General features: G+C 58.0%; 15 protein-coding genes. 13 read left to right on the top strand and 2 right to left on the bottom strand.

Annotation, left to right across the window (positions count from 1 at the left end; all coding sequences use genetic code 11):
- Window positions 1-88 precede the first annotated feature (88 nt).
- Together clpA and clpS are read right to left on the bottom strand one after the other, a co-directional pair.
- On the bottom strand, window positions 89-2,359 hold the full coding sequence (gene clpA, locus B3I26_RS20350; protein ID WP_296260290.1) for an ATP-dependent Clp protease ATP-binding subunit ClpA: 2,271 nt from the start codon (window positions 2,357-2,359) through the stop codon (window positions 89-91).
- A gap of 29 nt (window positions 2,360-2,388) precedes the next feature.
- Window positions 2,389-2,751, bottom strand: coding sequence for an ATP-dependent Clp protease adapter ClpS (gene clpS / locus B3I26_RS20345; RefSeq protein WP_110950555.1), 363 nt, complete (start codon window positions 2,749-2,751; stop codon window positions 2,389-2,391).
- Between the two features lie 221 nt (window positions 2,752-2,972).
- Here clpS and B3I26_RS20340 point away from each other — a divergent pair, with 221 nt between their 5' ends.
- From B3I26_RS20340 to nuoC, 13 genes are all read left to right on the top strand, one after another.
- Window positions 2,973-3,281 (top strand): cold shock domain-containing protein, encoded by a 309-nt coding sequence (locus tag B3I26_RS20340; protein ID WP_296260287.1) that lies wholly within the window; start codon window positions 2,973-2,975, stop codon window positions 3,279-3,281.
- Between the two features lie 572 nt (window positions 3,282-3,853).
- Window positions 3,854-6,079: an NADP-dependent isocitrate dehydrogenase gene (locus tag B3I26_RS20335; protein WP_296260285.1), complete on the top strand. Its 2,226-nt coding sequence runs from the start codon at window positions 3,854-3,856 to the stop codon at window positions 6,077-6,079.
- A 283-nt stretch (window positions 6,080-6,362) separates the two neighbouring features.
- Window positions 6,363-6,803, top strand: a complete 441-nt coding sequence (locus B3I26_RS20330) for an NUDIX hydrolase (protein ID WP_296260283.1) — start codon at window positions 6,363-6,365, stop codon at window positions 6,801-6,803.
- A gap of 70 nt (window positions 6,804-6,873) precedes the next feature.
- The gene (gene mnmA, locus B3I26_RS20325; RefSeq protein ID WP_296260281.1) at window positions 6,874-8,004 is read left to right on the top strand and encodes a tRNA 2-thiouridine(34) synthase MnmA; all 1,131 of its coding nucleotides are present in this window, start codon (window positions 6,874-6,876) and stop codon (window positions 8,002-8,004) included.
- Window positions 8,004-8,624: a high frequency lysogenization protein HflD gene (gene hflD / locus B3I26_RS20320; RefSeq protein WP_296260280.1), complete on the top strand. Its 621-nt coding sequence runs from the start codon at window positions 8,004-8,006 to the stop codon at window positions 8,622-8,624. The genes mnmA and hflD overlap by 1 nt, the downstream gene beginning before the upstream one ends.
- Window positions 8,625-8,758: 134 nt before the next feature.
- Window positions 8,759-10,129 carry an adenylosuccinate lyase gene (purB, locus tag B3I26_RS20315; RefSeq protein ID WP_296260279.1) on the top strand — a complete coding sequence of 457 codons (1,371 nt, stop codon included), beginning with the start codon at window positions 8,759-8,761 and terminating at the stop codon, window positions 10,127-10,129.
- Window positions 10,130-10,213: 84 nt separating this feature from the next.
- Window positions 10,214-11,380, top strand: a complete 1,167-nt coding sequence (locus B3I26_RS20310) for a cupin domain-containing protein (RefSeq protein WP_296260277.1) — start codon at window positions 10,214-10,216, stop codon at window positions 11,378-11,380.
- The gene (locus B3I26_RS20305; protein ID WP_296260276.1) at window positions 11,373-11,798 is read left to right on the top strand and encodes a GNAT family N-acetyltransferase; all 426 of its coding nucleotides are present in this window, start codon (window positions 11,373-11,375) and stop codon (window positions 11,796-11,798) included. Before B3I26_RS20310 ends, B3I26_RS20305 begins: the two co-directional genes overlap by 8 nt.
- A gap of 166 nt (window positions 11,799-11,964) precedes the next feature.
- A complete protein-coding gene (locus tag B3I26_RS20300; RefSeq protein WP_296260275.1) occupies window positions 11,965-12,753 on the top strand; it encodes a secretin N-terminal domain-containing protein in 789 nt (262 codons plus the stop codon).
- A 613-nt stretch (window positions 12,754-13,366) separates the two neighbouring features.
- Window positions 13,367-14,692, top strand: coding sequence for an isocitrate lyase (gene aceA / locus B3I26_RS20295; RefSeq protein WP_296260274.1), 1,326 nt, complete (start codon window positions 13,367-13,369; stop codon window positions 14,690-14,692).
- A gap of 475 nt (window positions 14,693-15,167) precedes the next feature.
- On the top strand, window positions 15,168-15,581 hold the full coding sequence (locus tag B3I26_RS20290; protein ID WP_062380742.1) for an NADH-quinone oxidoreductase subunit A: 414 nt from the start codon (window positions 15,168-15,170) through the stop codon (window positions 15,579-15,581).
- A 10-nt stretch (window positions 15,582-15,591) separates the two neighbouring features.
- A complete protein-coding gene (locus tag B3I26_RS20285; protein ID WP_296260272.1) occupies window positions 15,592-16,266 on the top strand; it encodes a NuoB/complex I 20 kDa subunit family protein in 675 nt (224 codons plus the stop codon).
- Window positions 16,267-16,338: 72 nt separating this feature from the next.
- Window positions 16,339-18,120, top strand: coding sequence for an NADH-quinone oxidoreductase subunit C/D (gene nuoC / locus B3I26_RS20280; RefSeq protein ID WP_296260270.1), 1,782 nt, complete (start codon window positions 16,339-16,341; stop codon window positions 18,118-18,120).
- Window position 18,121: the final 1 nt, after the last annotated feature.

Raw genomic sequence — 18,121 nt, 5'->3', positions numbered from 1 at the left:
GGAACAGTCCGGTACGATGAGGCGAATCAGATAGATAAATAGCAAAAAGGCGCCAACAGGCGCCTTTTTGCCGTACTGCAATGAAACGTCAGGCCAATTCTGCCGTGGTCTCGTAGTCGAACGTGATCTCGCCATCCTTGAAGTCGATGTGTACGACACCGCCATGTTCGGACAACTCACCGAAGAGAATTTCCTCCGCCAGTGGGCGCTTGATCTTGTCCTGAATCAGACGCGCCATCGGGCGAGCGCCCATTGCCGCATCGTAACCACCTTCGGCCAGATAACTCCGGGCCGCATCGGTCACCTCGAGCAGCACCCGCTTGTCTTCCAGCTGCGCCTGTAGCTCGGTGAGGAACTTGTCCACCACACTCTTGATGACCTCGTGGCTGAGGCGACCAAACTGAATGATGGTGTCCAGGCGGTTGCGGAATTCCGGCGTGAAGCTCTTCTTGATGACTTCCATGGCATCGGACGAATGATCCTGATGCGTGAAGCCAATCGAAGCGCGCGCTGCAGTTTCTGCACCAGCATTGGTGGTCATGATCACGATCACATTGCGGAAGTCCGCCTTGCGGCCGTTGTTGTCGGTCAAAGTGCCATGGTCCATCACCTGCAGCAGCAGGTTAAAGACTTCAGGATGCGCTTTTTCGATCTCATCGAGCAGCAACACGCAGTGAGGCTGCTTGGTGATGGCTTCGGTCAACAGACCGCCCTGATCGAAACCGACATAGCCAGGTGGCGCACCGATCAGACGCGATACGGTGTGACGCTCCATATACTCGGACATGTCGAAACGCACCAGCTCGATACCCAGCGCCTTGGCCAGCTGACGCGCAGCCTCGGTTTTGCCAACGCCGGTCGGGCCTGCGAACAGGAACGAGCCTACAGGCTTATCCGGCGATTTGAGGCCTGCACGGGACAGCTTGATCGCGGTGGACAACGAATCGATCGCCGCATCCTGGCCAAACACGGTCAGTTTCAGGTCGCGCTCAAGGTTACGCAACAGTTCCTTATCGGAACTGTTGACGTGCTTAGGCGGAATCCGCGCGATTTTCGCCACGATATCTTCAACCTGGGGCACTTCTATACGCTTGACGCGCAGCTCAACTGGCTGCAAACGCTGATAAGCACCCGCCTCGTCAATGACATCGATCGCCTTATCCGGCATATGACGATCATTGATATAGCGTGACGCCAGCTCAGCGGCAGCACGCAACGCCTCATCACTGTATTCGATGCTGTGGTGCTGCTCGAAACGACCTTTCAAGCCACGCAAAATACCGATGGTGTCCTCGACGGACGGCTCGGAGACGTCAACCTTTTGGAAGCGACGGGCCAGCGCACGGTCTTTTTCGAAGATGCCACGGAATTCCTGGAACGTGGTCGAACCGATGCAGCGGATGTCCCCTGACGACAACAGCGGTTTAAGCAGGTTGGAGGCGTCCATCACCCCGCCCGACGCTGCACCCGCACCAATGATGGTATGGATTTCGTCGATGAACAGGATCGCATGTGGACGCTTCTTCAGCTCACCGAGCAACGCCTTGAAGCGCTTCTCGAAGTCGCCGCGGTATTTGGTACCGGCCAGCAGGGCGCCCAGGTCCAGCGAGTAAACGACGCTGCTGGCCAGCAGGTCCGGCACCTGATTGTCGACGATACGCTTGGCCAGACCTTCGGCGATGGCGGTTTTACCGACACCGGCCTCGCCGACCAGCAGCGGGTTGTTCTTGCGACGGCGCGCGAGAATCTGAGCGACACGCTCGACCTCCAACTCACGACCGACCAGAGGATCGATGCGGCCCTGGCGAGCCAGTTCATTCAGGTTGCTGGCATAGGCATCCAGAGGATTGCCCGAAGAAGAAGACTCACCGCCCTCATCATCCTGCATATCTTGCTCACCTTCAGAGTGATCGCCATGCCCAGGCACCTTGGATATGCCATGAGCGATGTAGTTGACGACATCGATACGGGCAACGCTCTGCTGCTTGAGCAGAAACACCGCCTGACTCTCCTGCTCACTGAAAATAGCCACCAGAACATTGGCACCGGTGACTTCACGCTTACCGGAACTCTGCACATGGAACACCGCACGCTGCAGCACGCGCTGAAATCCCAGGGTGGGCTGGGTCTCGCGATCCTCATCGTGTACGGGGATCAGCGGGGTGGTGGAGTCGATGAACTCCTGAAGGTCGTGTTTGAGTTTGTCGAGGTTTGCGCCGCAGGCACGCAGAACAGTGGCGGCAGCCTCATTGTCCAATAGGGCCAGCAAAAGGTGCTCGACGGTCATGAATTCATGACGTTTTGAGCGGGCCTCCTTGAAAGCCAAATTGAGGGTGACTTCGAGCTCACGGTTTAACATAGCTTCACCTCATACCCAAGTGTCCGGCGTTAACCGTCCTTCTCGATCTCACAGAGTAGCGGATGCTGGCTTTCCCTGGCGTATTGGTTGACCTGCATTGCCTTGGTCTCGGCGATGTCGCGGGTAAACAATCCGCAAACTGCCCGTCCCTCTGTATGGACGGCCAGCATGACCTTGGTCGCCAGCTCACGATTCAGGTTGAAGAACACCTCGAGTACTTCGACGACAAAATCCATCGGGGTGTAGTCATCGTTGAACAAAACCACCTTATACATCGGTGGCACCTGCAATGTCGGCTTGGCTTCCTGTACAGCGATGCCCGCCGCTTCGTCCTCATGGGATTGCGGATCATCCTGATTGAATGTTAGTCGAATCTTGCTGATTGCATGCATGGTAAAGAAGGATCGTAAGGGGCGGAATTGAAATAAGTAGTCAGGATCATGCGGGTTTTCAATTGGACTGCCGCTTGACCTTGACTATCGGCTAATCGGTGTTACAAACAATAGAACCCACATTGGGTAAAAAGGGTCCGCGCAGTCAACCAAAATTTTTTAGGTCCGGCGGATGGAGGTGATGATACTCCCATCGGAGTCCTTTGCAGAGGGATGCGACTATGTCAAGCAGTACTGTGCTACGCGGTAAGGTCAAGTGGTTCAACAACGCCAAGGGGTATGGCTTCATCATTACGGACAGCAGGCCTGGAGAAGATCTGTTCGCGCACTACTCATCCATAAAAATGGACGGATACAGAACGCTAAAGGCAGGCCAGGCGGTGAAGTTTGATGTCATTCAAGGTCCCCGTGGGACGCATGCGATAGAGATATACGTAGAAACATTTGCTGACTCTGAAGCGTCAGGTATTGACGCTGCTGCCGCACACAGCCAACAGTCCGTTCGCAGCAAAAGCAAAGTCGACGCCTGAGCCGGACCGTTCAAGCGCGAGCCTCATGAAAACCGGTCAGTTCCTTCCTGAACTGACCGTTTTTTTACGCCGGTTGCTTACCTCGTCCTCGCCTATATGCTGCGATCTTCAAAAGCCCCGCATCTGCAGTCGAATGCTCCTTTAGTCGAAATCCATTCGGCGTTGTATCCGCCCTTCGCTATTCCGAGGGAGCTGCGACAGTCTGCCGCAGGCCACGTAAAACGCGGGCTTCATGGTTTTTCGGAATCGTCTGGGTGACGACCCCGAGGCTGAATCGATCAATGCATATGTCCCGCCTTCACGCTACTGACGTATTAATGGCCAGGAGCGGTGGTATACTTGCCGCCGGTGACCATAGGGTCATTGGGGGCCGAGCCATCTGAAACGAGACTTTCAACCCTCGAAAGGCCGCACTCTCAACCGGAGTGCAGCCGCCTGACGCTCGACTGAAGTAGTCCATTCACGCGACGAAATTCTCGACTTTCGGCTCATCGATACCTTGGGCGAAAGTGCCTACCCTGCGCATCTCGAAATTTTGTGTACGCTCAGCAAAGAAGAGAGTTATCCCGAAAATGTCCAACCGCTCGAAGATCATCTATACCTTCACCGACGAAGCTCCTGCCCTCGCCACCTACTCGCTGCTTCCCATCATCAAAGCATTCACAGCGTCCGCCGATATCACCGTCGAAACCCGCGACATTTCTCTTGCAGCCCGTATCCTGGCCAGCTTCCCCGAGCGCCTGGGTGACAAGAAGGTTTCCGACGATCTGGCCGAGCTGGGCGAACTGGCGACTACCCCGGAAGCGAACATCATCAAGCTGCCTAACATCAGCGCCTCGGTCCCGCAATTGAAAGCGGCGATCAAGGAACTGCAGGCCAAGGGCTACGACATCCCGGACTACCCGGATGAAGTCGTGACCGAAGCCGACCAGGTGGCTCGTGCTGGCTACGACAAGGTAAAAGGCAGTGCCGTTAATCCGGTACTGCGTGAAGGTAACTCTGATCGCCGCGCACCGCTTTCGGTCAAAAACTACGCGCGCAAGCACCCGCACAAGATGGGCGCATGGGCCGCAGACTCCAAGTCCCACGTTGCGCATATGGACAACGGCGACTTCTACGGCAGCGAAAAATCCTCGCTGATCGAAGCTGCAGGCTCAGTGAAGATCGAACTGATTGGCAAGGACGGCAGCACCACGGTCCTCAAGGACAAGACATCGGTGTTGGCCGGTGAAATCATCGATTGCGCCGTGATGAGCAAGAAAGCGTTGCGGGCGTTCGTGGCCAAGGAAATCGAAGACGCAAAAAAACTGGGCGTGCTGTTCTCCGTGCACCTGAAAGCCACCATGATGAAGGTCTCCGACCCGATCATGTTCGGCGAATTCGTCGCCGAGTACTATCAGGACGCGTTGAGCAAGCATGCTGATGTCCTGAAGGAAATCGGCTTCAGCCTGAGCAACGGTATTGGTGATCTGTACGCTCGCATCAAGAGCCTGCCCGTTGACCAACAGGCGCAGATCGAAGCTGACGTCAAAGCCGTTTACGCCACTCGCCCTCCTCTGGCGATGGTCAACTCCGACAAGGGCATCACCAACCTGCACGTGCCGAGCGATGTCATCGTCGACGCATCGATGCCTGCGATGATTCGTGATTCCGGCAAGATGTGGAACAACGACGGCGTCCTGCAGGACACCAAGGCCGTGATCCCGGATCGCTGCTACGCCACTATCTATCAGGCGGTCATCGAAGACTGCAAGCAACACGGCGCCTTCGATCCGACCACTATGGGCAGCGTACCGAACGTTGGCCTGATGGCACAGAAAGCCGAAGAGTACGGTTCGCACAACAAGACCTTCCAGATCGAAACCGACGGCGTAGTCCGCGTCACCGACGACAAGGGCCAGGTGCTGATGGAGCAGAGCGTCGACGCCGGCGATATCTGGCGCATGTGCCAGACCAAGGACGCGCCGATTCAGGATTGGGTCAAGCTGGCAGTCAACCGTTCGCGCCTGAGCAACACCCCGGCCATCTTCTGGCTGGACCCGGAGCGGGCCCACGACGCCGTTATGATCAAGAAGGTCGAGAAGTACCTGAAGGATCACGACACCACAGGCCTGGACATCAGCATCAAATCACCGGTCGATGCCATGAAGGTATCCCTGGAGCGCATTCGCGCTGGCAAGGACACCATCTCGGTGACCGGTAACGTGTTGCGCGACTACCTGACCGACCTGTTCCCGATCATGGAGCTGGGCACGAGCGCCAAGATGCTGTCGATCGTTCCCCTCATGAACGGTGGCGGCCTGTTCGAAACCGGCGCCGGCGGTTCGGCACCCAAACACGTTCAGCAGCTCAACGAAGAAAACTTCCTGCGTTGGGATTCGTTGGGTGAGTTCCTCGCGCTGGCGGCTTCGCTTGAGCATCTGGGTAACACCTACAGCAATCCGAAAGCGCTGGTACTTGCTACAGCCCTGGATAAGGCAACCGGCCAGTTCCTGGACAACAACAAATCGCCATCGCGCAAGGTTGGCGGTATCGATAACCGTGGCAGCCATTTCTACCTGGCCACCTACTGGGCCCAGGCGCTGGCTGCGCAAACCGACGATACCGAACTGCAAGGCAAGTTTACCCAACTGGCCAAAACCCTGGCCGACAACGAAGCGACCATCGTCGCCGAGCTGAACAGCGTACAGGGTAAGCCTCTGGACATCGGCGGTTACTACTTTGCGACGCCGGAACTGGCCAGTAATGCCATGCGCCCTAGCAAGACCCTGAACGAGGCGATCAACTCGCTGAAATAAGGCTTGCCGGATCGACGGCTAATGCCGCCGAACGCAACATGAACGCCCCGGCCCTGTGCCGGGGCTTTCTTTTTAACGTGCACCACTACGGTCGACCTTGCTCCTCAGTGGGAGCTTGCGAAGGTTACGACGGTGGCGAATGCACCCGGTCAGGTGAGAATCCGATGACTGACACACCGCTTTCGCTGGCGTCGTCACCTCCGACGTCTCCTACCAGAAACTGCGTCGGGTTGGCGACTTTGCCGCTAAACACGATCCGCATGCGCACCCACGGAGATTTGCAATGACCTGGCAACCTCACATTACTGTCGCCACCATCATCGAAGACAATGGCCGCTTTCTGTTCGTCGAAGAATCGAAGAACGACAAGCTGGTGCTCAACCAACCCGCCGGGCACCTGGAGCCGAACGAAACCTTGCGCGAAGCGGCCATCCGCGAAACGCTTGAGGAGACCGGCTGGGACGTCAAGCTGACCGGCGTGGTCGGGATTTACCTGTACACCGCCCCGAGCAACGGCGTGACTTACCAGCGGGTGTGTTTCTCCGCGAAAGCGGTCAAGCACCATCCCGAACGCACCCTCGACACCGGCATTGTTGGCGCGCCGTGGTTCACCCGCGACGAACTGGCAGGCCAGGCCGAGCGCTGGCGCAGCCATCTGGTCCTTGAATGCGTCGACGACTACCTCGCAGGCCCCGTACACAGCCTGGATGTCGTGCGCAACTGAATAGCTTTTAGCCTTGGGGCCGACTCCCTGCTAGAATCGCGTCCTTTTCCAGGCTACCCATCGAATACCTATGTCTGATTCAGCCTTTTCCAATCCAGAGAAGAAGCGCGTCATCGTCGGCATGTCCGGCGGCGTGGATTCTTCGGTCTCCGCCCTTCTACTCATGGAGCAGGGTTACCAGGTCGAAGGCCTTTTCATGAAGAACTGGGAAGAAGACGACGGAACCGAATACTGCACCGCCATGGACGACCTCGCGGACGCCCAGGCCGTGTGCGACCGAATCGGTATCAAGCTGCACACGGTTAACTTCGCCGCCGAGTACTGGGATAACGTTTTCGAGCACTTCCTTGAGGAGTACAAGGCCGGGCGCACGCCGAACCCGGACATCCTGTGCAATCGCGAGATCAAGTTCAAAGCCTTCCTCGAATACGCCTTCATGCTCGGTGCCGACCTGATCGCCACCGGCCACTACGTGCGTCGGCGCGATATCGACGACCGTACCGAGCTGCTCAAGGGCCTGGACCCGAACAAGGACCAAAGCTACTTCCTGCACGCTGTTGCGGGTGAGCAGATCGCCAAGACCCTGTTCCCGGTCGGTGAGCTTGAGAAACCCGAAGTCAGGGCAATTGCAGAGAAGTATGAACTGGCGACCGCCAAGAAGAAGGACTCCACCGGGATCTGCTTCATCGGCGAGCGTCGCTTTACCGATTTTCTAAAACAATACCTGCCTGCGCAACCGGGTGAAATAAAGACCACGACGGGTGAAGTCATCGGCCGTCACGCTGGCCTGATGTACCACACCATCGGCCAGCGTCAGGGCTTGGGTATCGGCGGGCTCAAGGACGCCAGCGATGAGCCGTGGTACGTGCTGGAGAAAGATCTGGTGCGTAACGAACTGATCGTCGGTCAGGGCAACGAACACCCATGGCTGTTCTCCCGCGCCTTGCTGGCCTCGGAGATCTACTGGGTGAACCCGGTCGACCTGAGCACGCCACGCATGCTGACCGCCAAGGTTCGCTACCGCCAGGGTGACCAGCGCTGCACGCTGGAGCGCACCGCCACCGGCTACCGTGCCACGTTCGAGGAACCGCAACGCGCGGTGACTCCTGGGCAATCCGTGGTCTTCTACGACGGTGAAGTCTGCCTGGGCGGTGGCGTCATCGAAATTGCCGAACCCTGGCACAGCAAGGACCCTCGTTGATGAGTCCGATTCAAGAGCAACTCATTGCATTGGGCGGCGTGTTTCAGGCCGCCGTGCTGGTCGACCGCATCGCCAAGACCGGCCAGGCCAGTGAAGCAACCGTTGGCTGCCTGCTCGGCGGGTTGCTGGTGATGGACCCCAAAGATACGCTGGACGTGTTCGGCGGCGACGACCTCAATCTGCGCGAAGGCTATCGCGCCCTCGCCAGCGCCCTTGAGCGCGACCCTGGCACTCTGCAGCGCGAGCCGCTGCGCTACGCGCTGGCGATGCTCGGCCTGGAACGTCAGTTGGCCAAGCGCGACGACATGCTCGATACCATCGGCAGGCGCCTGCCGCAGATCAAGTCCCAGGTCGAACACTTCGGCATCGTTCACGAAAACGTGATTGCCGCCAGCGGTGCGTTGTACCAGGAAACCCTGAGCACCCTGCGCCAGCGGATTCAGGTCCACGGCGACATGCGTAACTTGCAGCAACCTAACAACGCCTCGAAAATCCGCGCTTTGCTATTGGCCGGCATTCGTTGCGCGCGGCTTTGGCGACAAGTGGGCGGTCACCGCTGGCAACTGGTCATCAGCCGGCGCAAGTTGTTGAAAGAACTGTATCCGTTGATGCACGGCTGATTGCCAGCCCCCCCAAGAGACAGCAGATTTACCACTCACGACGCGATCCATCTCGAACAGTCGGCCTCGGCCGATCCGAATTTTCATGTATGATACGCGCCCCTTTTCGTTGCCCTACTGTCCGAGAACACCCCATGCAGCTTTCTTCGCTCACTGCGGTTTCCCCTGTAGACGGCCGCTACGCCGGCAAAACCCAGGCCCTGCGTCCCATTTTCAGCGAATACGGTCTGATCCGTTTCCGCGCCCTGGTGGAAGTCCGCTGGCTCCAGCGCCTGGCGGCTCACCCGCAAATCCCGGAAGTTCCGGCCTTTTCCGCCGAAGCCAACGCAATCCTCAACGCACTGGCCGACGACTTTGCGCTTGAGCACGCCGAGCGCGTGAAAGAGATCGAACGCACCACCAACCACGACGTGAAGGCCATCGAATACCTGCTCAAGGAGCAGGCTGCCAAGCTTCCGGAACTGGCTAAGGTCAGCGAATTCATCCACTTCGCCTGCACCAGCGAAGACATCAACAACCTGTCCCACGCGCTGATGCTGCGTGAGGGTCGCGACACCGTGCTGCTGCCGCTGATGCGTCAGATCGCCGAATCCATCCGCGAACTGGCGATCCGCTTCGCAGCCGTCCCGATGCTGTCGCGCACCCACGGCCAGCCTGCTTCGCCGACCACGCTGGGCAAAGAACTGGCTAACGTCGTTTATCGTCTGGAGCGCCAGATCGCCCAGGTCGCCGCCGTACCGCTGCTAGGCAAGATCAACGGCGCTGTCGGCAATTACAATGCGCACCTGTCGGCGTACCCGGACATCGACTGGGAAGCCAATGCCCGCGCCTTCATCGAAGGCGAGCTGGGCTTGGGTTTCAACCCGTACACCACGCAGATCGAGCCGCACGACTACATCGCCGAGCTATTCGACGCGATCGCGCGCTACAACACCATCCTGATCGACTTCGACCGTGACGTCTGGGGTTACATTTCCCTGGGTTACTTCAAGCAGAAGACGGTCGCCGGTGAAATCGGCTCCTCGACCATGCCGCACAAGGTCAACCCGATCGACTTCGAAAATTCCGAAGGCAACCTGGGTATCGCTAACGCACTGTTCCAGCACTTGGCCAGCAAACTGCCGATCTCCCGCTGGCAGCGCGACCTGACCGACTCCACCGTGCTGCGCAACCTGGGGGTGGGCTTCGCTCACAGCGTGATTGCCTACGAAGCGAGCCTCAAGGGAATCGGCAAGCTGGAACTCAATGAGCAAAAGCTCGCTGCCGACCTGGATGCCTGCTGGGAAGTGCTCGCCGAGCCCATCCAGACCGTCATGCGTCGCTACGATATCGAGAATCCATACGAGAAGCTGAAAGAGCTGACCCGGGGCAAGGGCATCGGCCCTGAAGCACTGCAGACTTTCATCGATGGCCTGGATATGCCTGCCGAAGCGCGCGCGGAACTGAAGAAACTTACACCTGCCAACTACATCGGCAGCGCCGTGGCCCAGGCCAAGCGCATCTGATCGAACAGCCTACGCTCTGAACGCCCGGCTGAGCCGGGCGTTTTTATTCCAGTCTGAAAAATACTGTTTTTCAATAGGTTACACATGAATCCTGATATTCCTATGCAGCTGCTTGGTGGCATCACGGCACGCGAATTCCTGCGTGATTACTGGCAGAAAAAACCGCTGCTCATCCGTCAGGCAATCCCTGATTTCGAAAGCCCGATTGATCCTGACGAACTCGCAGGCCTGGCGCTGGAAGAAGAAATCGAATCACGCCTGATCATCGAGAACGGCGTGCGACCCTGGGAGCTGCGTCGTGGGCCATTTGCCGAAGATGAGTTCAGTAAACTGCCGGAGACCGAATGGACGTTACTGGTCCAGGCCGTCGACCAGTTCGTTCCTGAAGTCGCGGAGCTGCTGGATAACTTTCGCTTCCTGCCAAGCTGGCGCATCGACGACGTGATGATCAGCTATGCCGCACCAGGCGGCAGCGTCGGTCCTCACTTCGACAATTACGATGTTTTCCTGCTGCAAGGCCATGGCAAGCGCCACTGGAAAATCGGCCAGATGTGCGACACCGACAGCCCGCTGCTGGAGCATGCGGATTTGCGTATCCTCGCCGACTTCCAGGGCAGCGAGGAGTGGACCCTGGAACCGGGCGACATGCTTTATTTGCCCCCGCGTCTGGCGCACTGGGGCGTGGCCGTGGATGATTGCCTGACTTACTCAGTAGGCTTTCGGGCACCGAGTGCCGCCGAGGTATTGACCCACTTCACCGATTTCCTCAGCCAATTCATGTCTGACGAAGAGCGCTACACAGATGCAGATGTGCAGCCAGTCAGCGATCCACATCAGATTCAGCGTGACGCCCTCGATCGCCTCAAGGCGCTGCTGGCCGAGCACATGGGCGACGAACGCCTGTTGCTGACCTGGTTCGGCCAGTTCATGACCGAACCGCGCTACCCGGAAATGGTGACCGGTCCGGAACTGGACGACGCCGAACTGCTCGACAGCCTGGAACAGGGTGCGATCCTGATTCGCAACCCAAGTGCCCGCTTGGCCTGGTCGGAAGTCGACGAGGACCTGCTATTGTTCGCCAGCGGCCAGAGCCGCCTGTTGCCCGGCCGTCTGCGCGAGCTGTTGAAACTGGTCTGCGCGGCCGATGCACTGCATATCGACAATCTGGGCCAGTGGCTGGCAGATGAAGAGGGTCGCAACCTGCTCTGCGAGCTGGTCAAACAAGGAAGTCTGGGGTTTGCTGATGAATAAGATCCGCGTACGGGTAGCTGACTGGCAGAAAGACAACGTCGATATACGGCGTATTCGCGAAGCCGTGTTCATTGCCGAGCAATCGGTTCCGCCCGAACTGGAATGGGACGCCGAAGACGCAGGCGCGCTGCACTTTCTGGCGTTGGAGGGCGATTATGCGGTAGGTACGGCGCGCCTGCTGCCGGATGGGGAAATCGGCAGGCTCTCGGTGCTCAAGGATTGGCGCGGCCTGAACGTGGGTGACGCGCTGCTGCAGTTCGTGATCGCCGAGGCGGAAAGCCGCGCGCTTAACGAGCAAAAACTCAGCGCCCAGGTGCAGGCTGCAGCGTTCTACGAGCGCTTCGGCTTCACGGTAGTCAGCGAAGAGTTTCTCGAAGCTGGCCTGCCCCATGTGGATATGGTGCGCAGCTCACGCTGAACGTGCGGCCCGCGGTCAAGAGAACGCCCCGTTATTCTCATCAGCTGACTATGCTGAAACGAGAATGCCGGGGCGTTCTGCCGCCCGCGATTCAATTTGGTCATCTCCAGGCCGATAAACTGAAACACTCACGCCTTGATATGCCCCACTTGCGGAGATCACACCGATGTCGTTACGCACCCTGCTCGCTTCCGTGTTGTTAGCCTGCAGCTTCACCGCCGTCGCCGCCACCGAAGTTGTCCCCCTCAACTACCGCACCAGCGACGACCTGATGCCTGCCGTCAAATCGTTCCTGGGCAATGATGGCAGCGTTAACGCCTACGGCAACAAACTGATCGTTAACGCCGAACCGGGCAAGATCAGCGAGCTGCGCGACCTGCTGTCGCAACTCGACACGGCACCCAAGCGTCTGCTGATCAGCGTCGACACCAGCGACAACACCGTCCAGAGTGACCAGGGTTACTCGGTCAACGGCACCGTGCACTCGCAGAATGGCCGCATCAGTGCCGACGGCAAGACCCGGATCATCAATTACGGCACAGCCAGTCGTGATGGCGGCGTGCAGCAGGTGCAGGCCAATGAAGGCACCCCTGCGCTGATACAGGTGGGTCAGAGCATTCCGATCACCAACGTGCAGACCGACTCCTATGGCTACGCGCAGACCAACACCCAATACCGCAATGTCACTCGCGGCTTCTACGTCACAGCGAGTATCACAGGCGAGGTCGTTCATCTGAGCATCAGCACCAACAACGACCGCATGAGCCAGCAACAGGCCGATGCGATTAAGGTGCAGAGCACTGATACGCAGGTCAGCGGGCGGCTGGGGGAATGGATCACCTTGGCAGGCGTGAGCGACCAATCTCGCGCGGACGAACAGGGCGTGACCCGGCGTTATTCGACGCAAGGGCGTGACGACATGATGCTGCGAGTAAAAGTCGATAGCCTGGACTGATTCAGCTTCGCCAAACATTTTGCTGCACCGCCGGGCTTGCTGCAGCCTGGCTTGCTGGCGGTGGCGCTGCAATCGCTGCAATCGCTGCAACCGGCACGCCGGGCGGCGAAACGGGTTTTCTGGATACCCCTCCCCTGACCTGCCGCTTACGCCTCCTCACCAATGCGTTCTTGTAGTGCCCATCTTCGCCACTACATACTTTTCTCCTCCAATGGATGCCAAGTGCCATAGGCGCCTTCACGTCCAGGGCACCTAATAGCCCGAAACTGACTGATGAGTCGCGTTGAACGAAAAATGTAGTGCCAATAAAAAACCACTACAAATTGTTTGACGAGGCAAAAAAGCCAAGGCATGATGGCCTCGCTTGCACTGAAACCAGTTCTCCGGAACGCCTGATTATCATGCTCATACTCTACCGAGTTGAGCATGATCGCGGCTTTTAGCCCAAAAGGCAGCTTAACCGGCTCATATCGTGAGGCGCGAAAAACACTCCATGATTCACCTTGCTTTCCGATTCAGTGAGCAGCCCTAAGTGCGCCCTGGAAAAACCCAAGCGCAATACAGCGACAGCTTCACCTCAAGACCCACAAGACTAAGCGACGAGGTTTACCCCATGGCACTGACACGCGAACAACAAATTGCAGCCATCGAGAAAGATTGGGCCGAGAATCCACGCTGGAAGGGCGTGACCCGCACCTACTCCGCTGCTGACGTCGTCCGCCTGCGTGGCTCGGTTCAGCCTGAACACACTTTCGCCAAACTGGGCGCTGAAAAGCTCTGGAGCCTGGTCACTCAGGGCGCCAAGCCGTCTTTCCGCCCCGATAAGGATTTCGTCAACTGCATGGGCGCATTGACCGGCGGTCAGGCTGTACAGCAGGTCAAGGCGGGTATCCAGGCGATCTACCTGTCTGGTTGGCAGGTGGCGGCAGATAACAACTCGGCAGAGTCGATGTACCCTGACCAGTCGCTGTACCCGGTGGACTCGGTTCCGACCGTGGTCAAGCGCATCAACAACTCATTCCGTCGCGCGGACCAGATCCAGTGGAAAGCTGGCAAGAACCCGGGCGATGAAGGCTACATCGATTACTTCGCGCCAATCGTCGCTGACGCCGAAGCAGGATTTGGCGGCGTGCTGAACGCCTACGAGCTGATGAAAAGCATGATCGAGGCAGGCGCCGCCGGGGTGCACTTCGAAGACCAACTGGCCTCGGTGAAAAAATGCGGCCACATGGGCGGCAAGGTACTCGTGCCGACCCAGGAAGCGGTACAAAAACTGGTCGCAGCGCGGCTGGCCGCTGACGTCGCAGGCGTTCCGACAATCATCCTTGCGCGCACCGACGCCAACGCTGCCGACTTGCTGACGTCCGACTGCGACCCGTACGACAAACCGTTCGTGACCGGCACCCGTACGCCGGAAGGCTTCTATAAAGTGCGCGCCGGACTGGATCAGGCCATTGCTCGCGGCCTGGCCTATGCGCCGTATGCCGATTTGATCTGGTGCGAAACCGCCAAACCGGATCTGGATGAAGCACGCCGTTTTGCCGAAGCGATCAAAAAGGAATACCCGGATCAACTGCTGTCGTACAACTGCTCCCCGTCCTTCAACTGGAAGAAGAATCTGGACGACGCTACCATCGCCAAATTCCAGCGCGAGCTGTCGGCGATGGGCTACAAGCACCAGTTCATCACCCTGGCGGGCATCCACAACATGTGGCACAGCATGTTCAACCTGGCGCACGACTATGCCCGTAACGACATGACAGCCTACGTGAAACTGCAAGAGCAAGAGTTCGCTGACGCAGCCAAGGGTTACACCTTCGTGGCCCACCAGCAGGAAGTCGGCACCGGTTACTTCGACGACATGACCACCGTGATTCAGGGGGGCCAGTCCTCGGTCACCGCATTGACCGGCTCCACCGAAGAAGACCAGTTCCACTGAGTTCTGCCGCTATGCCAAAAGCCGCCCGAGGGCGGCTTTTGCGTTTCGGGAGAATCAATACTCCACCCAATAGCTGATCAGTCGATAGACATGCCAAATCGGCAGGAAAAAGTTAATTAGCCAGGCTTATAATCTTCATTTGACAGCTCGCAGTTACGCCAACTTCGTCACTTTTCTGTGACATCACCAAAATCACGTTTCAAATGATATTAATTATCATTTCTGCTGCGCGTTTTTTATTACTGTTTATAGGAAACATATTTAACGAAACACACCGTAACGCCCGGCCCGCATGGCTGCATGCACCAAAACCGTGACATGGCTCATTAATCCTGTGAATAAATTTGATGTAGAAAATTTACTTGCTCTCCTTTTGCACATAAAATCCCGGAATTGATCGCACTGCGACATATCGTCACTGCTTCTACTTCTTTTCAAGCTCAGAGACCCTCGCTCTCTGTTAAGGATTGCCAGCATGCCCGAATCGACAGGTCTGATTGCCCACAACTGGGGCTTCGCCATTTTCCTTTTGGGCGTCATTGGCCTCTGCGCCTTCATGCTCGGGCTTTCCAGCCTGCTGGGTTCCAAAGCCTGGGGCCGCAGCAAGAACGAACCCTTCGAGTCCGGCATGCTGCCCACCGGTGGCGCGCGCCTGCGGCTCTCCGCAAAATTCTATCTGGTCGCGATGCTTTTCGTGATTTTCGATATTGAAGCCCTCTTTCTGTACGCCTGGTCTGTGTCCGTCCGCGAAAGCGGCTGGACCGGCTTCGCCGAAGCGCTCGTTTTCATAGCAATTCTGTTGGCAGGTCTTGTCTACCTATGGCGGGTAGGGGCGCTCGATTGGGCTCCCGTTGGTCGCCGTAACCGGCAGGCGAAGCTAAAACAATGAGGCTTTGGCAATGCAATACAATCTCACCAGGATCGACCCGGATGCTCCTAACGAGCAGTACCCCATCGGCGAGCGGGAAACCGTTGCCGATCCGTTAGAGGATCAAGTTCACAAAAACATCTTCATGGGCAAGCTCGAGGACGTACTGAACGGTGCAGTCAATTGGGGTCGCAAGAACTCCCTTTGGCCGTACAACTTCGGTCTGTCCTGCTGCTATGTGGAAATGACTACCGCCTTTACGGCGCCCCATGACATCGCGCGTTTCGGTGCCGAGGTAATCCGGGCATCGCCGCGTCAGGCGGATTTCATGGTTATTGCCGGTACCTGCTTCATCAAGATGGCGCCGATCATCCAGCGTCTCTACGAGCAAATGCTTGAGCCTAAATGGGTCATTTCCATGGGTTCGTGCGCCAACTCCGGTGGCATGTATGACATCTATTCCGTAGTACAGGGCGTGGACAAGTTCCTGCCCGTGGATGTTTATGTGCCCGGCTGCCCGCCCCGCCCAGAGGCATTTCTGCAAGGCCTGATGCTGTTGCAGGAATCCATTGGCCAGGAGCGTCGCCCTCTTTCCTGGGTCGTCGGCGATCAAGGCGTTTACCGCGCCGAGATGCCGTCGCAAAAGGAACAGCGCCGCGAACAGCGTATACAGGTCACAAACCTGCGCAGCCCCGACGAAGTCTGATCCAGTTTTCTTTACAAAAAGAAGCCTGAACCTGGGTTCATTCTGTACGTTGACCGATAGCGATCGAGACCTATGACTGCAGACACCGCTCTGTACATCCCGCCTTACAAGGCTGACGACCAAGACGTCGTCGTTGAACTGCACAACCGTTTTGGCGCAGAAGCATTCACCGCTCAATCCACGGTCACAGGCATGCCTGTGCTGTGGGTCGCCCGTGCCAGACTGTTCGAGATTCTCAACTTCCTGCGAAACGTGCCAAAGCCATACTCGATGCTGTACGACCTGCACGGCGTCGACGAACGTCTGCGCACCAAGCGCCGGGGCTTGCCGGACGCCGACTTCACCGTGTTCTATCACCTGCTATCGATAGAGCGTAATAGTGACGTGATGATCAAGGTGGCCCTGTCCGAGGGCGATCTGAGCGTGCCAACCATTACCAGCATCTGGCCGAACGCCAACTGGTACGAACGCGAAGTGTGGGACATGTTCGGGATCGACTTCCCCGGCCACCCGCACCTGAGCCGCATCATGATGCCGCCGACCTGGGAAGGTCACCCGCTGCGCAAGGACTATCCTGCGCGCGCCACCGAATTCGACCCGTACAGCCTGACGCTGGCCAAACAGCAGCTGGAAGAAGAAGCCGCGCGTTTCCGTCCGGAAGACTGGGGCATGAAGCGTTCCGGGACCAATGAGGACTACATGTTCCTCAACCTGGGTCCGAACCACCCTTCCGCTCACGGTGCGTTCCGCATCGTTCTGCAACTGGACGGCGAAGAGATCGTCGACTGCGTGCCTGACATCGGTTACCACCACCGTGGCGCCGAGAAGATGGCCGAGCGTCAGTCCTGGCACAGCTTCATTCCGTACACCGACCGCATCGATTACCTGGGCGGGGTGATGAACAACCTGCCGTACGTGCTTTCGGTCGAGAAGCTGGCGGGCATCAAGGTGCCGCAGAAGGTCGACGTCATCCGCATCATGATGGCCGAGTTCTTCCGCATCACCAGCCACCTGCTGTTCCTGGGTACCTACATTCAGGACGTGGGTGCGATGACCCCGGTGTTCTTCACCTTCACCGACCGGCAGAAAGCCTACACCGTGATCGAAGCCATCACCGGTTTCCGCCTGCACCCGGCCTGGTACCGCATCGGCGGCGTCGCCCACGACTTGCCGCGCGGCTGGGACAAGCTGGTCAAGGACTTCGTCGAATGGCTGCCAAAACGCCTGGACGAGTACACCAAGGCTGCCCTGCAAAACAGCATCCTCAAGGGCCGGACTGTCGGCGTCGCCGCCTACAACACCAAAGAGGCCCTGGAATGGGGGGTCACCGGTGCCGGCCTGCGCTCCACCGGTTGCGACTTCGATCTGCGCAAGGCTCGCCCTTACTCGGGCTATGAGAACTTTGAATTCGAAGTGCCGCTTGCGCACAACGGCGATGCCTATGATCGTTGCATGGTCCGCGTCGAAGAGATGCGCCAGAGCATCAGGATCATCGACCAGTGCATGCGCAACATGCCCGAAGGCCCGTACAAGGCGGATCACCCGCTAACCACGCCGCCGCCCAAAGAGCGCACGCTGCAGCACATCGAAACCTTGATCACGCACTTCCTGCAGGTTTCGTGGGGCCCGGTCATGCCGGCCAACGAATCCTTCCAGATGATCGAAGCGACCAAGGGAATCAACAGTTATTACCTGACGAGCGACGGCGGCACCATGAGCTACCGTACCCGGATTCGCACCCCAAGCTACCCGCACCTGCAGCAGATCCCTTCGGTGATCAAAGGCAGCATGGTCGCGGACTTGATTGCGTACCTGGGTAGTATCGACTTCGTTATGGCCGACGTGGACCGCTAAG

The organism is Pseudomonas sp. UBA5706, assembly GCF_002419965.1.
GTDB lineage: Bacteria > Pseudomonadota > Gammaproteobacteria > Pseudomonadales > Pseudomonadaceae > Aquipseudomonas.
The sequence above is the reverse complement of the archived record's forward strand: the minus strand, read 5'-3'. Positions and strand labels throughout refer to the sequence as shown.

Excerpts from the sequence above, each read along its gene's own strand:
- clpA (WP_296260290.1), bottom strand. The coding sequence starts at position 2,359 with ATGTTAAACCGTGAGCTCGAAGTCACCCTCAATTTGGCTTTCAAGGAG.
- clpS (WP_110950555.1), bottom strand. The coding sequence starts at position 2,751 with ATGCATGCAATCAGCAAGATTCGACTAACATTCAATCAGGATGATCCG.
- B3I26_RS20340 (WP_296260287.1), top strand. The coding sequence starts at position 2,973 with ATGTCAAGCAGTACTGTGCTACGCGGTAAGGTCAAGTGGTTCAACAAC.
- B3I26_RS20335 (WP_296260285.1), top strand. The coding sequence starts at position 3,854 with ATGTCCAACCGCTCGAAGATCATCTATACCTTCACCGACGAAGCTCCT.
- B3I26_RS20330 (WP_296260283.1), top strand. The coding sequence starts at position 6,363 with ATGACCTGGCAACCTCACATTACTGTCGCCACCATCATCGAAGACAAT.
- mnmA (WP_296260281.1), top strand. The coding sequence starts at position 6,874 with ATGTCTGATTCAGCCTTTTCCAATCCAGAGAAGAAGCGCGTCATCGTC.
- hflD (WP_296260280.1), top strand. The coding sequence starts at position 8,004 with ATGAGTCCGATTCAAGAGCAACTCATTGCATTGGGCGGCGTGTTTCAG.
- purB (WP_296260279.1), top strand. The coding sequence starts at position 8,759 with ATGCAGCTTTCTTCGCTCACTGCGGTTTCCCCTGTAGACGGCCGCTAC.
- B3I26_RS20310 (WP_296260277.1), top strand. The coding sequence starts at position 10,214 with ATGAATCCTGATATTCCTATGCAGCTGCTTGGTGGCATCACGGCACGC.
- B3I26_RS20305 (WP_296260276.1), top strand. The coding sequence starts at position 11,373 with ATGAATAAGATCCGCGTACGGGTAGCTGACTGGCAGAAAGACAACGTC.
- B3I26_RS20300 (WP_296260275.1), top strand. The coding sequence starts at position 11,965 with ATGTCGTTACGCACCCTGCTCGCTTCCGTGTTGTTAGCCTGCAGCTTC.
- aceA (WP_296260274.1), top strand. The coding sequence starts at position 13,367 with ATGGCACTGACACGCGAACAACAAATTGCAGCCATCGAGAAAGATTGG.
- B3I26_RS20290 (WP_062380742.1), top strand. The coding sequence starts at position 15,168 with ATGCCCGAATCGACAGGTCTGATTGCCCACAACTGGGGCTTCGCCATT.
- B3I26_RS20285 (WP_296260272.1), top strand. The coding sequence starts at position 15,592 with ATGCAATACAATCTCACCAGGATCGACCCGGATGCTCCTAACGAGCAG.
- nuoC (WP_296260270.1), top strand. The coding sequence starts at position 16,339 with ATGACTGCAGACACCGCTCTGTACATCCCGCCTTACAAGGCTGACGAC.